The 19672-nt window shown below is 68.6% G+C and carries 15 protein-coding genes; 8 read left to right on the forward strand and 7 right to left on the reverse strand.

Annotated features, from left to right (window positions below):
* Nucleotides 1-24: 24 nt before the first annotated feature.
* Nucleotides 25-2304 (reverse strand): NADP-dependent malic enzyme, encoded by a 2280-nt coding sequence (locus KF887_06695; GenBank protein ID QYK42787.1) that lies wholly within the window; start codon nt 2302-2304, stop codon nt 25-27.
* A gap of 149 nt (nt 2305-2453) precedes the next feature.
* On the opposite strand from KF887_06695, the gene KF887_06700 reads away from it, so the two are divergent.
* The 7 genes from KF887_06700 (at nt 2454) to KF887_06730 (ending at nt 9590) form a co-directional block, all read left to right on the forward strand.
* Entirely contained in the window at nt 2454-3536 is a 1083-nt protein-coding gene (locus KF887_06700; GenBank protein QYK42788.1) for a cupin domain-containing protein, read from the forward strand.
* Between the two features lie 71 nt (nt 3537-3607).
* Entirely contained in the window at nt 3608-4003 is a 396-nt protein-coding gene (locus KF887_06705) for a cytidine deaminase (GenBank protein ID QYK42789.1), read from the forward strand.
* A gap of 2 nt (nt 4004-4005) precedes the next feature.
* Nucleotides 4006-5313: a thymidine phosphorylase gene (locus KF887_06710; GenBank protein ID QYK42790.1), complete on the forward strand. Its 1308-nt coding sequence runs from the start codon at nt 4006-4008 to the stop codon at nt 5311-5313.
* Complete coding sequence (locus KF887_06715; protein ID QYK42791.1) at nt 5310-6506, forward strand: phosphopentomutase; 1197 nt, start codon at nt 5310-5312, stop codon at nt 6504-6506. Before KF887_06710 ends, KF887_06715 begins: the two co-directional genes overlap by 4 nt.
* Nucleotides 6503-7486, forward strand: coding sequence for an adenosine deaminase (locus tag KF887_06720; protein ID QYK42792.1), 984 nt, complete (start codon nt 6503-6505; stop codon nt 7484-7486). The genes KF887_06715 and KF887_06720 overlap by 4 nt, the downstream gene beginning before the upstream one ends.
* Nucleotides 7479-8111, forward strand: coding sequence for a uracil phosphoribosyltransferase (gene upp, locus KF887_06725; GenBank protein QYK42793.1), 633 nt, complete (start codon nt 7479-7481; stop codon nt 8109-8111). Before KF887_06720 ends, upp begins: the two co-directional genes overlap by 8 nt.
* A gap of 66 nt (nt 8112-8177) precedes the next feature.
* A complete protein-coding gene (locus KF887_06730) occupies nt 8178-9590 on the forward strand; it encodes an SPOR domain-containing protein (protein QYK42794.1) in 1413 nt (470 codons plus the stop codon).
* Between the two features lie 104 nt (nt 9591-9694).
* Here the strand turns inward: KF887_06730 and KF887_06735 are convergent, their stop codons facing one another.
* Together KF887_06735 and KF887_06740 are read right to left on the reverse strand one after the other, a co-directional pair.
* The gene (locus KF887_06735) at nt 9695-10717 is read right to left on the reverse strand and encodes a hypothetical protein (GenBank protein ID QYK42795.1); all 1023 of its coding nucleotides are present in this window, start codon (nt 10715-10717) and stop codon (nt 9695-9697) included.
* Nucleotides 10718-10799: 82 nt separating this feature from the next.
* On the reverse strand, nt 10800-12428 hold the full coding sequence (locus KF887_06740) for an AMP-binding protein (protein ID QYK42796.1): 1629 nt from the start codon (nt 12426-12428) through the stop codon (nt 10800-10802).
* 92 nt (nt 12429-12520) lie between these two features.
* Here KF887_06740 and KF887_06745 point away from each other — a divergent pair, with 92 nt between their 5' ends.
* Nucleotides 12521-13459 (forward strand): DMT family transporter, encoded by a 939-nt coding sequence (locus KF887_06745; GenBank protein QYK42797.1) that lies wholly within the window; start codon nt 12521-12523, stop codon nt 13457-13459.
* 21 nt (nt 13460-13480) lie between these two features.
* Here KF887_06745 and KF887_06750 read toward each other — a convergent pair whose 3' ends face one another.
* From KF887_06750 to KF887_06765, 4 genes are all read right to left on the reverse strand, one after another.
* Nucleotides 13481-14062 carry a thymidine kinase gene (locus tag KF887_06750; GenBank protein QYK42798.1) on the reverse strand — a complete coding sequence of 194 codons (582 nt, stop codon included), beginning with the start codon at nt 14060-14062 and terminating at the stop codon, nt 13481-13483.
* Between the two features lie 184 nt (nt 14063-14246).
* On the reverse strand, nt 14247-15569 hold the full coding sequence (locus KF887_06755; GenBank protein QYK42799.1) for a DEAD/DEAH box helicase: 1323 nt from the start codon (nt 15567-15569) through the stop codon (nt 14247-14249).
* 295 nt (nt 15570-15864) lie between these two features.
* Nucleotides 15865-17997 carry a PAS domain-containing protein gene (locus KF887_06760; GenBank protein QYK42800.1) on the reverse strand — a complete coding sequence of 711 codons (2133 nt, stop codon included), beginning with the start codon at nt 17995-17997 and terminating at the stop codon, nt 15865-15867.
* A 472-nt stretch (nt 17998-18469) separates the two neighbouring features.
* A protein-coding gene (locus tag KF887_06765; protein ID QYK42801.1) for an IS3 family transposase occupies nt 18470-19659 on the reverse strand; the annotation gives its coding sequence in 2 pieces (ribosomal slippage) (nt 18470-19401 and nt 19401-19659; 1191 coding nt in all).
* Nucleotides 19660-19672: the final 13 nt, after the last annotated feature.

Below are 19672 nucleotides of genomic sequence, written 5' to 3' on the forward strand. Positions count from 1 at the left end.
CCGCGCGCGGCCTCGATGCCGCCGCTATCCGTAATGCGCGACCGGCGTCCCCGCGAGGGCCGACATGTTGAACAGGCCGCGGGCGGTGATCGAGGGCGTCACGATATGCGCCTTGTTGCCCATGCCCATCAGGATCGGACCGACCTCAAGCCCGTTCGCGCGCATCTTCAGGATGTTCCGGACGCCCGACGCAGCGTCCGAGTTGGCAAAGACCAGCACGTTGGCCGCCCCGTCATAGCGGCTGCCGGGGAACAGCCGGTCGCGGGTGGCCTGGTCGAGCGCCGCGTCGATGTGCATCTCGCCCTCGTAGGCAAAGTCGGGTTCGCGCGCGTCCAGCAGTTCGAGGGCGGCGCGCATGCGCCGGCCGGTGTCGCAGTCGAGGTTCCCGAACTGGCTGGATGAGCACAGCGCCACCTTGGGCGACAGTCCGAAGCGCCGGACATGCCGCGCCGCGCCGATCACCGTTTCCATGATCTGTTCGGGGGTGGGTTCGGGGTGCACATGCGTGTCGGCGATGAACAGCGGGCCGTCCTGCATGATCATCAGCGAGAGCGCCCCTACCGGATGCAGCCCGTCGCGCGCCAGCACCTCGCGCACATAGCGCAGGTGCCACAGATACTGGCCGAAGGTGCCGCAGATCAGGCTGTCGGCTTCGTTGCGGTGCACCATCACGGCGGCGATGGCCGTGGTGTTGGTACGCATCACGGCCCGCGCGATGTCGGGCGTGACCCCCTGCCGCTTCATCAGCGCCAGATAGCTTTCCCAGTAGTCGCGATACCGGCCGTCGCTTTCGGGGTTCACGATCTCGAAATCCTGCCCGGGGCGGATCGGCAGGCCCGCCCGTTCGCAGCGCGCGGCGACGACGTCGGGGCGGCCGATCAGGATCGGGGCGTCGGTGGTTTCCTCGATCATCGCGTTCGCGGCGCGCAGGACGCGCTCGTCCTCGCCTTCGGCAAACACGATCTTTCTTGCGGCCATGCGGCTGGCCTCGAACACCGGACGCATGATCAGCGCCGAGCGGAAGACCGAGCCGTCAAGGCGCCGCTTGTAGGTATCAAGGTCCTCGATCGGACGGGTGGCGACACCGGTTTCCATGGCGGCGCGCGCCACCGCGCTTGCCACTACCCCGATCAGGCGCGGGTCGAAGGGCTTGGGGATCAGGTACTCGGCACCGAAGGACAACTGTTCGCCCTGATAGGCCGCCGCGGCCTCGGCGCTTGTGGTGGCGCGGGCGAGGGCGGCGATCCCTTCGATACAGGCCAGTTCCATGGCGTCGTTGATGGTCGTCGCGCCGACGTCGAGCGCGCCCCGGAAGATGAAGGGGAAGCACAGGACGTTGTTGACCTGGTTGGGAAAGTCGCTGCGCCCCGTGGCGATGATCGCATCCGGCACGGCGGCGCGGGCGACGTCCGGCAGGATCTCGGGCGAGGGGTTGGCAAGCGCGAAGATGATCGGGCGCGGCGCCATCCGCGCCACCATCTCGGGCGTCAGGACACCGGGGCCGGACAGCCCGAGGAACAGGTCGGCGCCCGCGATCACATCGGCCAGGACCCGCGCATCTGTCGCCTGGGCAAAGGCCGCCTTCTGCGGGTTCATGTCGACCTCGCGGCCCTGGTGCACCACGCCGTGGATGTCGCAGAGCCACACATTCTCGCGGCGGACACCCAGCTTGAGCAGCATGTTCAGGCAGGCGATGCCCGCCGCGCCGCCGCCGGTGCTGACCACCTTGATGTCCGCCCACTGCTTGCCGGCCACGTGCAGCGCATTGGTGGCGGCGGCGCCAACGACGATCGCGGTGCCGTGCTGGTCGTCGTGGAACACCGGGATGTTCATGCGCGCCCGACACAGTTCCTCGACGACGAAGCAATCGGGGGCCTTGATGTCCTCAAGATTGATCGCACCGAAGGTCGGTTCAAGGGCACAGACGATATCGGCCAGCCGCACCGGATCGGGTTCGTTCACCTCGATGTCGAAGCAGTCGATGTTGGCGAACTTCTTGAACAGGACGGCCTTGCCCTCCATCACCGGCTTGGACGCAAGCGCGCCGATGTTGCCCAGCCCGAGCACCGCCGTGCCGTTCGTCACGACCGCGACAAGGTTTCCGCGGGCGGTGTAGCGGCTGGCGGTTGCCGGGTCGGCCTTGATCTCGAGACATGCCTCGGCAACGCCGGGGGAATAGGCCAGCGACAGGTCGCGCCCGTTCGCCAGCGGCTTGGTGGCGCGGATTTCCAGCTTTCCGGGTTTCGGAAACTCGTGATAGTCGAGCGCCGGGTGCCGTGCGGCATCCTTGTTTCCGGTTTCCATCTGCCCCTCCGACGTGATTGTTTAACGTTAAACGATTGGCTGGCAGGCGCAAGCCCGCTGCCGTTCCCGCCATCCTTTGGCGCGTTTTCCGGATTCTTGCAAATCCCGCGCGCCAGTCGCAGGCTGGGCCGGTCACGACGGGGGACTCCATGCAGAACATCCGGGCCGAGGTGCGCCTGCCCACACGCGCGCTGTCCGAGGACATCGCCTTCTTCACCAAGACGCTGGGAATGCGGATGGACCGGATCTTTCCTGCCGACGACCCGAAGGTGGCGGTGTTCTCGGGCCATGGCCTGCGCGTCAGGCTGGAAACGGGCGATGGCACCCCCGGAACGATCGGCATCCTGGCGGACGACCCGGTGCTGATCGCCGGCGGAATGCGCCGCCTGACGGCCCCGGGCGGCACCCGCATCGAGATCGCCGAACTCGACCCGCCGCTGGTGATGCCGCCGGTGCAGCATGATTTTGTCGTGCGCCGCCTGGCGGATGGCGCAGCCTGGGTGGTCGGACGCGCCGGCATGCAGTATCGCGACCTTGTTCCCACCCGTCTCGGCGGCGCGATGATCGCCAGCCATATCCGGATTCCGCAGGGCGGCCCGGTGCCCGACATGGTGCATTTCCACAAGGTCGGCTTTCAGCTCATCTTCTGCGTCGCAGGCTGGGTCGATGTCGTCTACGAGGATCAGGGCCCGCCGATCCGCCTGCACGCCGGCGACTGCTTCATCCAGCCGCCCGAGATCCGCCATCGCGTCCTGCACGCAAGCGACGGCATCGAGGTGATCGAGATCGGTGTTCCCGCCGAGCACATCACCGAACTCGACCACGACATGGCCCTGCCGACACCGCACCTGCGGCCCGATCGCCAATGGGGCGGCCAGCGGTTCGTGCACAACACCGCCGACCGGGGGGCGTTCGCGCCGCATCGCCTGCCGGGTTTTGTCGCGAGGGACACGACCATCGCCGCGAACACGGGCGGGGTCGCGTCGGTTCTTGTGGTCCGGCCCGGTGGCGGGGTCGCCGGTTGGATGCGGCATTCCGGCGACATCCTGTTCACCTATGTCATGGCCGGCACCCTGGTTCTGGAGGGCGAGGGGCGGGCGCCGGTGCCGCTGGAGAAGGGAGATGCCTTCGTCATCCCGCCCGGACTTGCCACACGCTATGGCGAACCGTCGCCCGACCTCGAACTGCTGGAGGTCAGCCTGCCCGCCGAGGTTCCCACCGCGCCATGCTGATCGGCGGGGCCGCGCTTGCATTGCCGTTCGGGCCGCCGCATCCTGACCGCATGATCAAATCCGGAGGGGCCATGGACCTGTTCGATGCCGCGATGACAGTGCGCGAGAATGCGCATGCGCCCTATTCCCGGTTCAAGGTTGGTGCGGCGATCCTGTCGGTCGAGGGAAACCTGCATCTGGGCTGCAACGTCGAGAATGTTGCCTATCCGCAGGGAACCTGCGCGGAGGCCGGGGCGATTGCGGCGATGGTCGCGGCCGGAGACACGCGCATCGCACAGATCCTCGTGGTTGCGGATGCGGAGCGGCCGGTGCCGCCCTGCGGCGGCTGTCGCCAGAAGATCGCTGAATTTGCGGCACCCGACACCCCGGTCACGATGTGCACCACCCGGGGCCGGCGCAGCACGGTCACGCTGGCCGACCTGCTGCCCGGCGCCTTCGACGCCGGGTTCCTGCCCGGTCTCGACTGACGATGGACGCCAGATCGATCAACGCGAAGCTCCGTCGCGGCGAGGTGCCGGATGCAGACGACCTGCGTTGGTTCGCCGATGGGCTGGCGTCGGGCGCGGTCACGGATGCCCAGGCGGGGGCCTTCGCGATGGCGGTCTGCCTGCGCGGGCTTGGAGAGGCGGGCCGTGTCGCGCTGACCCGTGCCATGCGGGACAGCGGGCAGGTGCTGTCCTGGGACCTGCCGGGACCGGTGGTCGACAAGCATTCGACGGGCGGCATCGGCGATTGCGTGTCGCTGATCCTTGCCCCGGCACTCGCGGCCTGCGGTGCCTATGTTCCGATGATCTCGGGGCGTGGCCTGGGCCATACCGGCGGCACGCTCGACAAGCTCGAGGCGATCCCCGGTTTCCGCACCCAGCTGTCCGAAAGCGCGCTGCGCCGGCAGATGGCCGACGTGCGCTGCGCGATCGTGTCCGCCTCGGAGGCCATCGCACCGGCCGACCGGCGGCTCTATGCGATCCGCGACGTGACCGGCACGGTCGAGTCGATCGACCTCATCACGGCCTCGATCCTGTCCAAGAAACTTGCCGCGGGGCTCGAGGCGCTCGTGCTCGACGTGAAATGCGGCTCGGGGGCCTTCATGAAGACCCGCGCCGATGCCGACCTGCTGGCCCGCGCGCTCGTGTCCGCGGCGCAGGGGGCGGGCTGCATGACGACCGCGCTTGTCACGGACATGTCGCAGCCGCTGGCCACGGCTGCGGGCAATTCGCTGGAGGTGATCGAGGTGATGGAGACGCTGACCGGCACCTCGGTCAACGCGGCCCTCTGGGATATCACCGCGGCCCTCGGCGGCGAGGCGCTTGCGCTTGGCGGGCTTGCCGCCGACCCGGAGGACGGCGCCGGACGCATCCGCCAGGCGCTCGAATCCGGTGCGGCGGTCGAGGTTTTCGGCCGCATGGTCGCGGCGCAGGGCGGGCCCGCGGATTTCACCGAACGCTGGCCTGACCGCCTGCCTGCCGCGCCCGTGACGCGCGAGGTGCAAAGCCCGAAAGCGGGCTTTGTCGGCGCGATCGACACCGAGGCACTTGGCCTGGCGGTGGTGCGGCTGGGCGGCGGGCGGCTGCGCGACGGCGACCGGGTGAATCCCTCGGTCGGCCTGTCCGACCTCGCCTCGATCGGCGAGGATGTCACCGCGGGGGTGCCGCTTGCGCTTGTCCATGCCGCGACCGAGGCCGAGGCCGAGGCTGCTGTCGCTGCGGTGCGTGCGGCCTATCGCATCGACGATGCCGCCCCGAGCGAGCCGCCATTGGTTCTGGGGCGCATCGCATGACGCGGGCCTTCGTGATCGTCATGGATTCCGTCGGTGCGGGCGGTGCGCCCGATGCGGCCGATTTTGGGGATGCCGGGGCCAATACCCTGGGCAACATCGCGGCGGCCTGTGCTGCGGGCCGTGCCGACACGGGGCGCAGCGGGCCGCTGCGGATGCCGGTGCTTGACGGCCTTGGCCTGTCGGCGGCGGTGCGGCTGGCGTCCGGTGCCGACATGCCGGGCATGAGCGCGGAGCCTTCGGGCCGCTGGGGAGCCGCGACCGAGGTGTCGCGCGGCAAGGACACGCCGTCGGGGCACTGGGAACTTGCCGGGGTGCCGGTGCCCTGGGACTGGACCTATTTCCCGCGCGAGGTGCCCGCCTTTCCGGCCGACCTGATGCAGGCCGTGTCCCGCGCGGCGGGCACCGAGGGCACCCTGGGCAACTGCCATGCCTCGGGCGTGCCGATCGTCGAGGCGCTCGGGGCCGAGCATCTGCGGACCGGCTGGCCCATCTGCTACACCTCGGCCGACAGCGTGTTCCAGATCGCCGCGCATGAGGACGCATTCGGGCTTGCGCGGTTGCAGGCGCTGTGCGCGGCGGTTGCACCACGGCTGCACGCGATGCGCGTGGGACGGGTGATCGCGCGTCCGTTCACCGGCGCGCCCGGCGCGTTTCGCCGCACCGGCAACCGGCGCGACTATGCAATGGAACCGCCCGCGCCGACGATCCTGGATCGGGCGCAGGCGGCCGGGCGGATGACCCATGCGGTCGGCAAGATCGGCGACATCTTTGCCCACAAGGGCATCGGTCAGGAATGGAAGGGACAAAACGATGCTGATCTTTCCGAACATATCCACACGCTTGCGGACAAGGCGGAGCCTGGATCGCTGACATTCGTCAACTTCGTTGAGTTCGACAGCCTTTATGGTCATCGCCGTGACGTGGCCGGCTATGCCCGTGCGCTCGAATGGTTCGATGGTGTCGCCGGTGACTTTCTGGCGCGGTTGCGACCCGGGGACATGGCGATATTCACCGCCGATCACGGCAACGATCCCACCTGGCCCGGCACCGACCATACCCGCGAGCGGGTTCCCGTGCTGATCGCCGGGGCGGGGGCGGGGCCGCTGGGCCACATCGCCTTTGCCGATGTTGCGGAAACCGTGGCCATGCATCTGGGCCTGCCGCCCGCCGGACCGGGAAGGAGCCGCCTGTGACGCCCCCGAAGATCGAACTGCACCTGCATCTGGAAGGTGCCGCGCCGCCCGCCTTCGTGCGCGGGCTGGCCAAGGAAAAGCACATCGACCTGTCCGGCATCTTCGACGGGCAGGGCAACTACCGGTTCACCGACTTCTGGAATTTCCTGCGGGTCTACGAGGCTGCGACCTCGGTTCTGACCCGGCCCGAGGACTATGCCCGGCTGACCCGCGCGGTGCTTGAGGAAAGCGCGGCCAGCGGCGTGGTGTATTCCGAGACCTTCCTGTCGCCCGACTTCTGCGGCGGACGGGATCTGATCGCCTGGCGGGAATATCTTGCCGCGATCCGCGAGGCCGCCGCCGACGCCGAGCGGGATTGCGGGATCGTGCTGCGTGCCGTGATCACCTGCATCCGCCACTTCGGCCCGGACAAGGCGCGCGAGACGGCGCGGTGCGCGGCCGAGACGGCGGGCGATTTCGTCGTAGGGTTCGGCATCGCCGGGGATGAACGGTCAGGCAAGCCCGCCGATTTCACCTGGGCCTTTGACTGCGCCCGCGAGTCCCGGCTGGGCCTGACCGCCCATGCCGGCGAATGGGGCGGCCCGGAAAGCATCCGCGACGCGCTCGCCGCCTTCCGGCCCACGCGCATCGGGCACGGGGTGCGTGCCATCGAGGATCCCGCGCTTGTCGACCGGCTGGCCGAGGACGGCATCGTGCTGGAGGTTTGCCCGGGCTCGAACATCGCGCTTGGCCTCTATCCGGACTGGCGGCGGCATCCGATCGGCGAACTTGACCGCCGGGGGGTGAAGGTGACGGTCTCGACCGACGACCCGCCGTTCTTCCACACGACGATGACGCGCGAATGGGACCGGCTGGCTGAGGCTCTGGACTGGGACGCGGGACAGTTCGCGCGGCTGAACCGCACCGCGCTTGACGCGGCTTTCTGCGATGCCGATACCCGGGAGCGCATCCTCAAGCGGCTGGAGAGCACCGATGCCTGACCATCTGACCGTCGTCACCCATCCGCTCGTGCAGCACAAGCTGTCCATCATGCGCGACAGGGAAACCTCGACCGCATCCTTCCGCAGGCTGCTGCGCGAGATCAGCCTTCTGCTGGCCTACGAGGTCACGCGCGAACTGCCGATGACCACGCGGGCGATCGAGACGCCCCTCTGCGCGATGGATGCCCCGGCCATCGAGGGCAAGAAGCTGGCACTGATCTCGATATTGCGCGCGGGCAACGGGTTGCTGGACGGGATTCTGGAACTGATCCCGGCGGCGCGGGTCGGGTTCGTCGGGCTCTACCGCGACCCCGAGACGCTGCAGCCGGTCCAGTACTACTGCAAGTTGCCCGACGCATTGGAAGACCGGGTCTGCATCGTCGTCGATCCGATGCTGGCCACCGGCAATTCCAGTGCTGCGGCGGTCGATCTGCTGAAGAATGCGCGCGCGCGCAACATCCGCTTCCTGTGCCTGCTGGCGGCCCCGGAAGGCATCGAGCGCATGAAGGCCGCGCATCCTGACGTACCCATCGTCACAGCGGCTGTGGACAGCCATCTGAATGACCATGGATATATTGTACCTGGGCTAGGGGATGCGGGCGACCGCATGTTTGGTACAAAATAGGGGAATTCCTGCTTTACTCGGAAACAAAGCTGCCGCATTCTTTCCCAAACCCATGGGGGGTGCCGCATGCTGTTTCGTGTTCTGGCCGTTTCCGGCCTTTCCTTGCTGAGTCTCGCATCCGTCGGTCAGGCGCAGGGTCTGAGCGGGCCGCGCGAGCTGCCGCCTCCGGGGTTCACCGGCCAGCAGTATGTCGACAGCCGGGGCTGCGTGTTCCTGCGTGGCGGGGTTGCGGGCACCACCACCTGGGTTCCGCGGGTCAGTGCGAACCGCCGTCAACTCTGCGGGATGCCGCCCAGCTTCACCCCGGCGCCCGCACCCGTCGCGGTGGCCGAGGCGCCGCGTGCCGAACCCCCGGCGGCCGTGGCACCGCGCCGTGCGGGTGATCCTCTCGCCACCGTTGCCACGACGACAACCGCACCGGCAATCCGCGACACGTCGCGCCGTACGGCGATCCCGGCCGAACGGTATGCCGCGCCGCCCGTCGTGAACCCTTCCCCCGCGCCGCGCGCGGTCGCCGCGGCGCCGGTGGCGGCGCCTGAACCCGCACCGGTCGTGCGGACGGCGCGGGCAGCGTCGATCACCCCGGGTTGCCCCGCGCACGCGCCCTATGGCGAGCGGTTGCTGACCACCGACGGTCGCAGTGCCCTTCTGTGCGTGGCCACCGCCGATGGCATTCCCGATTTCGCTCGGCGTCTCGGTGCCGCGACGGGGCGCATCGCAGCACCTGCGCCGCAGCCCGTGGCCGTGGCGCCGCGTGCCGAACCCGCGCCCGTGGCCCGCGTGGCCAGCACCCCGGTGACCGTTGCCCCCGTCGCCCCGGCGTCGCCGGTCGGGCCGCGCTACTATCCGGACGGTCGCGTGTCCTGCCCGGCCAGCCAGCCGGTCGCGCAGCGCTTCCCGTTGCAGGGCGGGGGCAGCACGCTGCTCTGCACCACGGGCGGCGGCGGCATGGATGCGGCAGTGGCGGGCTATGTCGCCCCGTCGGGGCGCACCGCGGCACCGATCGACCCCGTCACCGTTCCGCGGGGATATCGCCTTGCCTGGCAGGACGACAGGCTGAACCCCCGCCGCGGCCTGGGCACGGCGGCGGGCCAGGCAGCACAGGACGGCGTGTGGAGCCGCGAGGTGCCCGCGCGCCAGGTCGCCACGGCCACCCGGACGCGGGTGACCACGTCGGCCAGCAACGCACCGCGCAAGGCGGCGCAGGCCGTCACCCTGTCAACCAGTGCGGCACCTGTGGCCCGCGCCGTTCCCGGGCGGTTCTATGTGCAGGTCGGCAGCTTCGGCGTTCCGTCCAACGCGGATGGCGCGCGGGGCCGGCTGGCCGGCATGGGTCTTCCGGTCGCAACCGGTCGCGGCAGCATAAAGGGCAAGGCGGTGCAGGTCGTGCACGCAGGCCCCTTCGCCACCGAGGCCGAGGCGCGCAGGGCGCTTTCGGTGGCCCGGGGCGCGGGCTTTGCGGACGCCTTCATACGATAGTTCACCCCGGCGCGCGGGCCTTCTGACACCCGGGCGCATGGCAAGAAGTCGGGCAGAAACAGACTCAGGACCCCCGGCCCCGGCCGGGGGTTTTCTTTGTGCCGTCAGGTCTCGCAGATATCCTGCAGCGCGATCCAGTCCTCGTCCGGCAACAGCGGACGCGGCGCCCCGGCGGGAAAGGGGTCGGCCTCGATCAGCGGCAGCACGGCCTCGCCCGTCGGGTCGCGGAAGTAGGCCCAGGGTGACGATGGAACCCCGGCGGCCCTGAACCGGTCCAGCAGGGTGTCCGGCGGCAGGTTCGCAGGCGGTTCCTGCAACAGCCGCTCGGCATAGCCCGCGATCTCATCGGGGGCGATGGACCCGGTGGTCAGCAGCCGGAAGGTTGCCATCAATCCGGCGTGGCGCAGGATCGGCAGCACCGGATCCGCCACTTCCGCGCCGCTGCGGGCCGAAAGGGCGGCGCCTGCCAGCAGGTCCGGCCCGTCTGCCTCGGCCAGCAGCGCCTCGGACAGGATGACGCGCCGGCCGGGCAAGGCTACCGCGCCATGCACGCCTTCGCGCACCACCACCAGCGTCACCCGCGCCGGGCCGGGAAACAGGCGGTCCGCCAGACCGGCCAGCACGACGCTGCCGCGCCCCGCCGCGCAGGGCGCACCCGTCAGCCGCGACAGGTCGGCAAGGGCCATCGCCCCGATCTCGGCCCGCGTGACCTGCGGAAGGACCGAGGCGGTATGGTTCAGGATCGCGCCCGGCAATACGGTCACCCCGACGGCCATGACACCCAGGACAAGCGCGCCCAGTATCGCGCCGCGCAGCCGCCCCGGACGCGGTCGCGCCGCCAGCAGCGCGGCATGCACCGTCTCCAGTGCGTCCACCATGTCGCGGTCCTGCAGTTCCAGCGTTTCGCCCGCATCCTCGCCGGGGGCGAACAGGGCGGGCATCTCGCCCGGGTTCAGGCGGCGCACGGCGGGAAGCGACCAATGCGTGATCGCGGTGTCGCTGCGCGGGTCCGACAGCACCAGCGAGGCCTGGCCAAGGTTGACGACGACCTCGCGGCGCTGCGCCTCGGGCAGGTCGCGCCAAAGCCCCCGCGCCTCAAGTCGCTGGTATTTCGCCAGGGCGGTCATTGCCGCATTGTTCCTGCCAGGGGTCCTGCCATGCGCCTGCATCATACCGGGCGGCCCGGGGCTGTCGATAGGGTCGCAGCGGCTAGAGTGCCTTGGCGCGGGTCCGCAGTTCGAACTTCTGGATCTTTCCGGTCGACGTCTTGGGCAGATCGCCAAAGACCACGCGCTTGGGCGTCTTGAACCCCGCCAGACGTTCGCGCGAAAAGGCGATCAGTTCGCCTTCGGTCGTCGCGGCCCCCGGTTTCAACTCGACGAAGGCGCACGGCACCTCACCCCATTTCTCGTCCGGTTTCGCCACCACGGCACACAGCAGGACCGACGGGTGATGCATCAGCACGCCCTCGACCTCGACCGAACTGACATTCTCGCCGCCCGAGATGATGATGTCCTTCGCCCGGTCGGTGATCTTGATGTATCCGTCTTCGTGCTGAAAGGCGATGTCGCCCGAGTGGAACCAGCCGCCGCTGAACGCCTCGGCACTGGCGGCCGGGTTGCGGTAATAGCCCTTCATCACCGTATTGCCGCGCAGCATGATCTCGCCCAGCGTCGCACCGTCGCGCGGCACCGGCGACATCGTGGCGGGATCCATCACCACGGCCTCGCCCGCCATCGGCTGCACCACGCCGGTCCGCGCCTTGATCGCGGCCCTCTCGGCCTGCGGCAGGTCGTTCCAGCGGTCCTGCCACAGGCATTCGGTGATGTGGCCATAGGTTTCCGTCAGGCCGTAGACCTGCTTGACGTGGAATCCCAGCGGCTCGATGGCGGCCAATGTCGCGGCAGGCGGCGGGGCGCCCGCTGTGAACACCTCGACCACATGGGAAAACGCGCGGCGATCGCTGTCGGGGGCATTGATCAGCGTGTTCAGCACGATCGGCGCCCCGCCGAAATGCGTCACCCCGTGATCCGCGATCGCGTCATAGATCGCCCGCGCCGTGATGTCGCGGCAGCAGACGATGGTGCCGCCCAGAACCGGCACCATCCACGTGTGGCACCAGCCGTTGCAATGGAACAGCGGCACGATGGTCAGATAGACCGGGTGCATCGTCATGCCCCAGGACACCACCGTGCCCATGGTGTTCAGGAACGCGCCCCGGTGGTGATAGACAACGCCCTTCGGCCGCCCCGTGGTGCCCGACGTGTAGTTCAGCGCAAGGCTTTCCCATTCATCCTCGGGCATCGACCAGGGCATGTGGGGGTCGCCCCCGGCAAGAAAGGACTCATAGACCGTGTGGCGGCCCGAAGCCCCGATCCCCGCCACCGGATCCGGCACCTCGATGATGCGGGGGGCGGGGGCGTCCATCCGTGCCGTGGCCGCCTCGGCAAGCGACAGGAACGCAGTGTCGCAGATCAGCACCTTCGCCTGCCCGTGTTCCAGGATGTAGCCCACCGTATCGGCATCAAGGCGCGTGTTGATAGTGTTCAGGATGGCGCCGCAGGCCGGAATGCCCCAATGCGCCTCGGCCTGTGCGGGAATGTTGGGCAGGATTGTTGCCACCACGTCGCCCGGCTCGACCCCTGCCCGGGCCAGGGCCGATGCCAGCCGGGTCGCCCGCGCATGGTATTCGGCATAGGTCCGGTGAAGATTGCCATAGACCAGGGCGATGCGGTCGGCAAAGACATCGGCGGCCCGCTGCAGATGCGCCAGTGGCGTCAGCGCGCGGAAGTTCGCCGCATTCCGCCCCAGCCCGTCCTCGTCTGCCAGCCATCCCATCGACACCTCCCCCATGCGCGTGCCGCGCCCGGGGCACGCATGTCGCTTTCCGGCCAGCATATTGGCCCCGCCCGGGTCAGTTGGAAAGGGTCATGACCCCGCTCGCCGCACCCCCCGACCGCACGCTTGCCGCCGCCGGCCTGATCCTGGTCTATGCGACGATCATCGGCTTCACCGACAACTGGGTGCGGGTGATCGCCGCCGAGATCGGGTTGTGGCAGTTCCATGCGATGCGCTCGGCGATGGCCGCGGTGCTGGTCGCCGTGGCGGCCGTGGCGCTGCGGCTGGACATGCGGCCCCGGCGACTGACGGCCGTGGCGGGGCGGTCGGCGATCCACGGTTGCGCGATGCTGCTGTATTTCGGGGCGCTTGCCTTCCTGCCGGTGGCGCAGGTGGCCGCCGGGCTGTTCACGGCGCCGATCTTCGTGCTGCTGATCTCGCGTCTGGTCTATGGGCATCCCATCGGGCCGGTGCGGGTTGCGGCGGTTGCCGTCGGGTTCCTGGGTGTCGTGCTGGTCCTCGGCCCCGAGGCGCTGCGCGGTGCCACGCTGGCCGCCGCGCTGCCGGTTGTGGCGGGGGCGATGTATGCCATGGGCAACATCGCCACGCGCGAATGGTGCGCGGGCGAAAGCGCGCTTGTGCTGACCACCGGGTTCTTCGCTGCCCTGGGTATCCTGGGCCTGGTCGGCATGGGGGTGCTGGCGGTCGTGCCCCTGCCTGCGGCCGACGGCGCCGCAGGTTTCGTGCTGCGCGGATGGGTCAGCCCCTCGGGTGCCGTGCTGGCCTGGACCTTCGTGCAGGCGGCAGGCTCGCTGGTCGGTGTCGGGCTGATGGTGCGCGCCTATCAACTGGCCGAGGCCAGCCGCGTGTCGGTGATCGAATACGTCATCCTGCCGCTGTCGGCCTTCTGGGGCTGGCTGATCTGGGCCGAGATGCTGACGCCGCTGGCCGGGGTCGGCATGGTGCTGATCACGGCCGCCGGGCTGATGATCGCGGCGCGGGCGCGGACTGCGGCGGTCGCGATGTCGTGAGGCCGCGGTCCCTGCGGGATTTCACCGGTCATCCACGGCGGCGCGCCAGTGACGGCGGCACAGGCTCTGATACGTCTCGTTGCCGCCGATCTGCACCTGCTCGCCTTCCCGCAGCGCCCGGCCGTCGGGACCGCGCCGGATCACCATCGTGGCCTTCTTGCCGCAGTGGCAGATCGTGCGGACCTCGCGCATCTCGTCCGCCCAGGCCAGAAGTGCGGCGGAACCGGGGAACAGCTCTCCCCTGAAATCCACCCGCAGCCCGTAGGCCATGACCGGCACGCCAAGGTCGTCGACCACGCGGGCAAGCTGCCAGACCTGCGCCTTGGTCAGAAATTGCGCCTCGTCGACAAAGACGCAGGCGACCTTGCCCTGCGCCAGACGGGTGGCAATGCGGGCGTGCAGGTCATCCTCGGGGGTGAAGGTGTCGGCCGCCTGGCCGATGCCGATGCGGCTGGCGATGCGGCCCGTTCCGGCTCGCCCGTCCAGACGGGCCGTCAGCAGATAGGTCTGCATCCCGCCCTCGTGATAGTTGTAGGAGGCCTGCAACAGCGCGGTCGACTTGCCCGCGTTCATGGTCGAATAGTTGAAGTGCAGCTTGGCCATGGCCGCTGGTAGCAACCGGCGCGCGGCGGCACAAGCGGCCGAGCGGTTCCGCCATGCCCGGCGCGGGGGCCGCGGCATGGCGGAGGATACGTGCGGCGGGTGCCGCGCACTCGTCCAGACAGTCCGCCTTGGCGGTGCGCGCAGCTTGCGCGCGATCGGTCACCGCCGGGTTAACGCCGGGCGATCAGCCGCGGCCGGGCTTGCCTGCCGGGCGCGGGCCGCGCGGGGCGGCGGTGCCGCCCTGTGCCGCACGTGCCTTGGGCGCGCCACCCCGTCCGGGCTTCCCCTGTCCCTGCGGCCGCCCCTGGCCGGGGCGCTGTCCCTGCGGCCTTCCGCGGCCCTGCCCGGGCTTCGGCGCGGCGGCGACGATATCGGCGGCCCATGCCGCCCCTCCCACCACCGGAAGCGTCTTTTTCATCAGCTTCTCAATGGCCTGAAGCTCGCCCATCTCGGCAGGCGCGCAGAATGCGACCGCCGTGCCGTCCGCCCCGGCCCGCGCCGTGCGACCGATGCGGTGGACATAGTTCTCGGGCACGTTCGGCATGTCGTAGTTGTAGACGTGCCGCACCGTCGGAATGTCGATGCCCCGTGCCGCCACATCGGTGGCGACCAGAACGTCAAGCTCGCCGTTGCGGAACTCGGTCAGGGTGCGGTCGCGGTTGTTCTGGCTCTTGTTGCCGTGGATGGCGCCGACCTTGAAGCCCCAGGCGAGCAGCAGCTTGCACAGCTTGTCGGACCCGTGCTTGGTGCGGCCGAACACCAGGGCCTGTTCGCCCGGGTGCTTCAGCAGATAGGATTCCAGCAGTTTCGCCTTGTCCCCCTGCGGGATGAAATGCACGCCCTGCACGATCCGCTCGATCGGCTTGCCCGGCGGCGCCACCTGCACGCGCACCGGATCGCGCAGGTAAGTGCTTGCGATCTCTTCGATATCCTTGGGCATCGTGGCGCTGAAGAGCAGTGTCTGGCGCTTCTGCGGGATGTGCTTGGCAATGCGGCGCAGGGCGTGGATGAAACCCATGTCCAGCATGTGATCGGCCTCGTCCAGCACCAGATAGCCGCAGTTCTGCAGCGAGACGTCGCCGCGTTCCAGCAGGTCGATCAGCCGCCCGGGGGTGGCCACCAGAACATCCGCGCCACGGGCCAGAGCCGCCGACTGCTTGACCAGGGAGGCCCCGCCAACGACCATCAACACCTTGATTGCAGTACCTTTTGTGAAGGTTTCAAGATTGTCCTTGATCTGCAGGGTCAGTTCGCGCGTGGGGGCCAGGATCAGGGCGCGGACGTTGCGCGGGCCCGGCGGGTGGCCGATGTCCAGCAGGCGATGCAGCAGCGGCAGGCCGAAGGCCGCCGTCTTGCCGGTGCCGGTCTGGGCAAGGCCCATCACGTCGCGGCCCTGCATGATGTGGGGGATGGCCTGCGCCTGGATCGGCGTGGGTGTCTGGAGAGTCGTTTTTTCAAGCGACTTCAAAAGCTTGGGCGAAAGTCCAAGATCGGCGAAAGTGGTCATGTCCGTTCCGTACGTCAAAGGGCCAGCGACCCTCGCCCCCGGGGAACCCCGGAAGCCGTGTGCGCTGCGCGGCGCCCCTGCGTGATGGTGGGAACCTTTGTCCGGGCCTTCATATGCTCACGCGGCACGGGCTGTCGGACAGCGGTGAGATGTGGCCGGAGCGGCGCAAAGTCAAGGGGAAACCGATGTCTGGTCCGCGTCCCGCCGGCGTATGGCAGGCGTATGGCATCCGTCCCGACAGGGCGCGCGGCCGGTCAGGATGTGGGTAAGGTCCGGGCGGCGCGGCGCGTGCCGTTCATTCGTCCAGTGCGCGCCGCACCATCGCGGCAAGTTCGGCGCGCCGGTAGGGTTTGCCCAGCAGGTTGGTGCCGGGATCAAGCCGGCCGTGATGGACGATGGCATCCTGCGTGTAGCCCGAGGTGAACAGAAGCTTGAGCGTGGGTTGCCACCACAGCGCGGTATCGGCGAGCTGGCGGCCGTTCAGGCCGCCCGGGATCACCACGTCGGTGAACAGCAGGTCGAATTCCGCGCCGCTTTCCAGGACCGCCAGCGCTTCGGATGCCGACGCGGTTTCGGTGATGTCATAGCCGAGGTCGCGCAATTGGGTGACGACATGGCGGCGGACCAGTGCATCGTCCTCGACGACAAGGATGCGCTCGGTTCCCCCCACCAGTCCGGTCCTGGCACCGGGCTTCGCCTCGTCGGCGCGCAGGCCGCCCATGGCGGGGAAGTACAGCTTGACCGACGTGCCCTTGCGAAGCTCGGACGAAATCCGGGCGTAGCCGTTCGACTGCTGGACAAACCCCCAGACCATCGACAGGCCAAGCCCCGAACCCTTGCCCGCCTCCTTGGTCGTGAAGAATGGTTCGAACGCCCGTTCCATGACCTCGGGGGGCATCCCGCATCCGTTGTCGGCGACGTCGATCAGCACGTACCGGCCTGCCACGACGGCCTCGTCTTGCCATGGAGCCCCGTCTTCCAGCGTCACGTTCGAGACGTCGATCGACAGCCGCCCGCCTTTCGGCATGGCGTCGCGGGCGTTGATCACGAGGTTCAGGATGGCGTTTTCCAGCTGGTTCGGATCGACCTCGATCGGCCAGATGCCGTGGGCCACACGCAGGTCGATGGCGATGGATTCGTTGATCGTGTGGCGGACAAGCCCCTCGATCCCGCGCAACAGCGTTCCCGGATCAAGAAGCCTTGGCTCAAGCGCCTGCCGCCTTGCGAACGACAGCAGGCGGCTGGTCAGCATCGCCCCGCGCTCTGCCGCCTGCATCGTCGCCTCGGACAGTCGCCGGGCCTTGGGGTCGTCGGCATTCATCTCGGCCAGGATCTCGGAATTGCCGATGATGATCGTCAGGAGGTTGTTGAAATCATGGGCGACGCCGCCGGTCAGCTGCCCGATGGCCTCCATCTTCTGCGACTGGCGCAGCTTCCTTTCCAGCGCCCGCAGTTCCGTGACATCCGCCGTGCTGCCGATCATCCGGATGGGCGTGCCGCTGTCATCCCGCACGATCAGGCCGCGATCCACCACATCCACCGTCCGGCCGTCGACGCAGACAAAGCGGTAGTCGCTGGTCCAGTTGCTGCTGCCGCTGTCCATGGCGGACTGCAGGCTTTCGGTGACGCGCGCGCGGTCGTCGGGATGCACCCAGCTTTCCCACGCCACCATGTTGGTGCCAAGCGCCTCGGCATCATAGCCGTAGATGTCGTGCAGGCGGTCGTTCCACCAGATCCTTCCCGACTTCAGGTCGGCATCCCAGATCAGGTCGTTGGTGGCGCGGCCGAGCAGCCGGAACCGTTCCTCGCTGACCCGCAGCACCTCGGCGCTGCGCTGCGCCTCCTCGGTCATCGCCGCGCGCAGGACCTCGGCATCGCGGTGCCGCGCGTAGATGCCGACGAACAGGATGAAGGCGGCGAAGCAGACGAGGAAGGTCACGATCGCGTCGATGTCCGCGATCGCCAGCGCGTCCGGCCGGTAGCCGAGCACAAAGGCTGCGACCGGGACCGGGCCGAGGCTGACGAGCAGGCCGATGGCGCGCTTGTGGAAGCCCAGGTTCGTGAACTGGTGGAAGATCACCAGCGGAAAGAACCAGATGATGTAGGGCACGATCAGCACGATGTCCTGCGACGTCCGGAAGGCCAGGATCGCACCGACGTTCAGGTGGAACACGAAATAGACAGCGAGCGTGCCGGTGATGGCGCCGGTCGCCATGTCCGGCCTGACGGACAGCAGCACGAGCAGCCCGCCGGTCACCACGGCACAGAGGCCGATGATCCAGGCCTCGGGGCCCGCGACCTCGCCCAGGGCCACGCCGAACACCACGCCCAGCATCGCGCCGCAGAACGCGACCGCCAGGGCGATCAGCACGGTCCTTACGGCCTGTCGCTGGCGGCGGGTCGCGGGCGTGTCTTCCGTGTCGGCCATCGGCATCGCTGCTTTCGGTTGGGTCGCCGGTCGGGCCGGGGCGCCCGCGCGGCCTGTCGTCCCCATGCCGCATGATGCCCCATATCGCCCGCGACGCAACCATCCAAGGGCCGTTGTGGAGCGGCCTGGCCGGGGGCAGGGGAGTGCCGGATTCGGGGCGGACGTCGGAATGGCTGCGGCGTCCCACGGTGGGACGCTTTGCGGTCCCTTTGAAATCAAGGGCTTGGGGTGGCGATGTTAGGGATTTGTTAGGGATCGGCGACACGCCGGGCCTGCGCCCGCCCTGCGGCGTGGACGGGCGGTCTGCGGTTGTCGGGGGCCGAAGATCCGGCGGGCGAGCGTGCCGCGACCGGTTGCGGGACAGATCGCGTGGGGATCAACGGCTTTTCTCTTATCAATCAACTGCAACGCTTCTCATATGCGTCATCCTTCGGTGGCGGCGCCTCAAACAAGCTGACGTTGCCCCCGACCTTTATCCAGCGTGAGCGAGACTCCGGGTTTGAGTTTTGCCCATTTGGGCGGTTTGGGCAACGGGGGCTGGCGCGGAGCTTTGCGGGTTGCGCAGCGTCAGGCCCCATTGCGGGGTGAAGGTTTGGGCGAACTCGGCAGGGGTCTGCCATCCGAGGCGGGAGTGGGGGCGTTCGGTGTTGTAGTCCTTGCGCCAGGCCGCGAGCGTGGCGCGGGCGTGGTTCAGGGACGGGAACAGCGTTTCGTTCAAAAGCTCGTCGCGCAGGCGGCCATTGAAGCTCTCGATGAAGGCGTTCTGGGTCGGCTTGCCCGGCGCGATGTAGTGCCAGTCGATCTTGCGGTCGTCCGCGAAGGTCAGGATCGCGTTCGAGGTGAACTCGGTGCCATTGTCGCTTACCACTGTTCCTGGCTTGCCGTGGGTCTCGAACAGCGTGGCCAGTTCCCGCGCCACCCGTGCGCCTGAGAGCGAGGTGTCGGCGATGAGGGCGAGGCATTCCCGTGTGCAGTCGTCGACCACGGTCATGATCCGGAAGCGGCGGCCATCGGTCAGCTGGTCGGAGACAAAGTCGAGCGACCACCGCTGGTTCGGCATCAGCGGCAGCGCCATCGGGGCTCGCGTGCCAATGGCCCGTTTGCGGCCACCGCGACGCCGGACATGCAGCCGTTCTTCGCGGTAGATGCGGAACAAGCGCTTATGGTTCACCTCGTGGCCTTCGCGGCGCAGAAACACATGCAGCCGCCGATAGCCGAACCGGCGGCGCACCCTCGCCAACTCCTTCAGCCGCTCGCGCAGCACAGGGTCGTCCTGCCGGATCGCCTCGTAGCGCATGGTCATCCGGCAACAGCCGATCACCCGACACGCCCGCCGTTCGCTCATCCCGTGGCCCGCCACCAGATGCGCGACTGCTTGCCGCTTCGCGGCGGGCGTCACCACTTTTTTCCAAGGAGATCCTTCAGCGCGGCATTATCCAGCATCGCGTCCGCCAGCAGCCGTTTCAGACGGGCGTTCTCGTCCTCGAGCCCCTTCAGGCGCTTGGCCTCGCTGACATCCATGCCGCCATACTTGGCCTTCCACTTGTAGACGGTCGCATCGCTGACGCCGTGCTTGCGGCACAGATCGGCAACGGAAACCCCGGCCTCATGCTCCTTCAGAATGCCGATGATCTGATCTTCAGTGAACCTGCTGCGCTTCATCTCTGGTCCTCTC

The sequence above is a fragment of the Paracoccaceae bacterium genome (assembly GCA_019454225.1).
GTDB lineage: Bacteria > Pseudomonadota > Alphaproteobacteria > Rhodobacterales > Rhodobacteraceae.

Bases quoted from the DNA above. Each gene is read 5' to 3' on its own strand.
- KF887_06710 (QYK42790.1), top strand. From the start codon at position 4,006: ATGGACGCCAGATCGATCAACGCGAAGCTCCGTCGCGGCGAGGTGCCG.
- KF887_06760 (QYK42800.1), bottom strand. From the start codon at position 17,997: ATGGCCGACACGGAAGACACGCCCGCGACCCGCCGCCAGCGACAGGCC.
- KF887_06750 (QYK42798.1), bottom strand. From the start codon at position 14,062: ATGGCCAAGCTGCACTTCAACTATTCGACCATGAACGCGGGCAAGTCG.
- KF887_06705 (QYK42789.1), top strand. From the start codon at position 3,608: ATGGACCTGTTCGATGCCGCGATGACAGTGCGCGAGAATGCGCATGCG.
- KF887_06730 (QYK42794.1), top strand. From the start codon at position 8,178: ATGCTGTTTCGTGTTCTGGCCGTTTCCGGCCTTTCCTTGCTGAGTCTC.
- KF887_06715 (QYK42791.1), top strand. From the start codon at position 5,310: ATGACGCGGGCCTTCGTGATCGTCATGGATTCCGTCGGTGCGGGCGGT.
- KF887_06745 (QYK42797.1), top strand. From the start codon at position 12,521: ATGACCCCGCTCGCCGCACCCCCCGACCGCACGCTTGCCGCCGCCGGC.
- KF887_06740 (QYK42796.1), bottom strand. From the start codon at position 12,428: ATGGGATGGCTGGCAGACGAGGACGGGCTGGGGCGGAATGCGGCGAAC.
- KF887_06695 (QYK42787.1), bottom strand. From the start codon at position 2,304: ATGGAAACCGGAAACAAGGATGCCGCACGGCACCCGGCGCTCGACTAT.
- KF887_06700 (QYK42788.1), top strand. From the start codon at position 2,454: ATGCAGAACATCCGGGCCGAGGTGCGCCTGCCCACACGCGCGCTGTCC.
- KF887_06735 (QYK42795.1), bottom strand. From the start codon at position 10,717: ATGACCGCCCTGGCGAAATACCAGCGACTTGAGGCGCGGGGGCTTTGG.
- KF887_06755 (QYK42799.1), bottom strand. From the start codon at position 15,569: ATGACCACTTTCGCCGATCTTGGACTTTCGCCCAAGCTTTTGAAGTCG.
- upp (QYK42793.1), top strand. From the start codon at position 7,479: ATGCCTGACCATCTGACCGTCGTCACCCATCCGCTCGTGCAGCACAAG.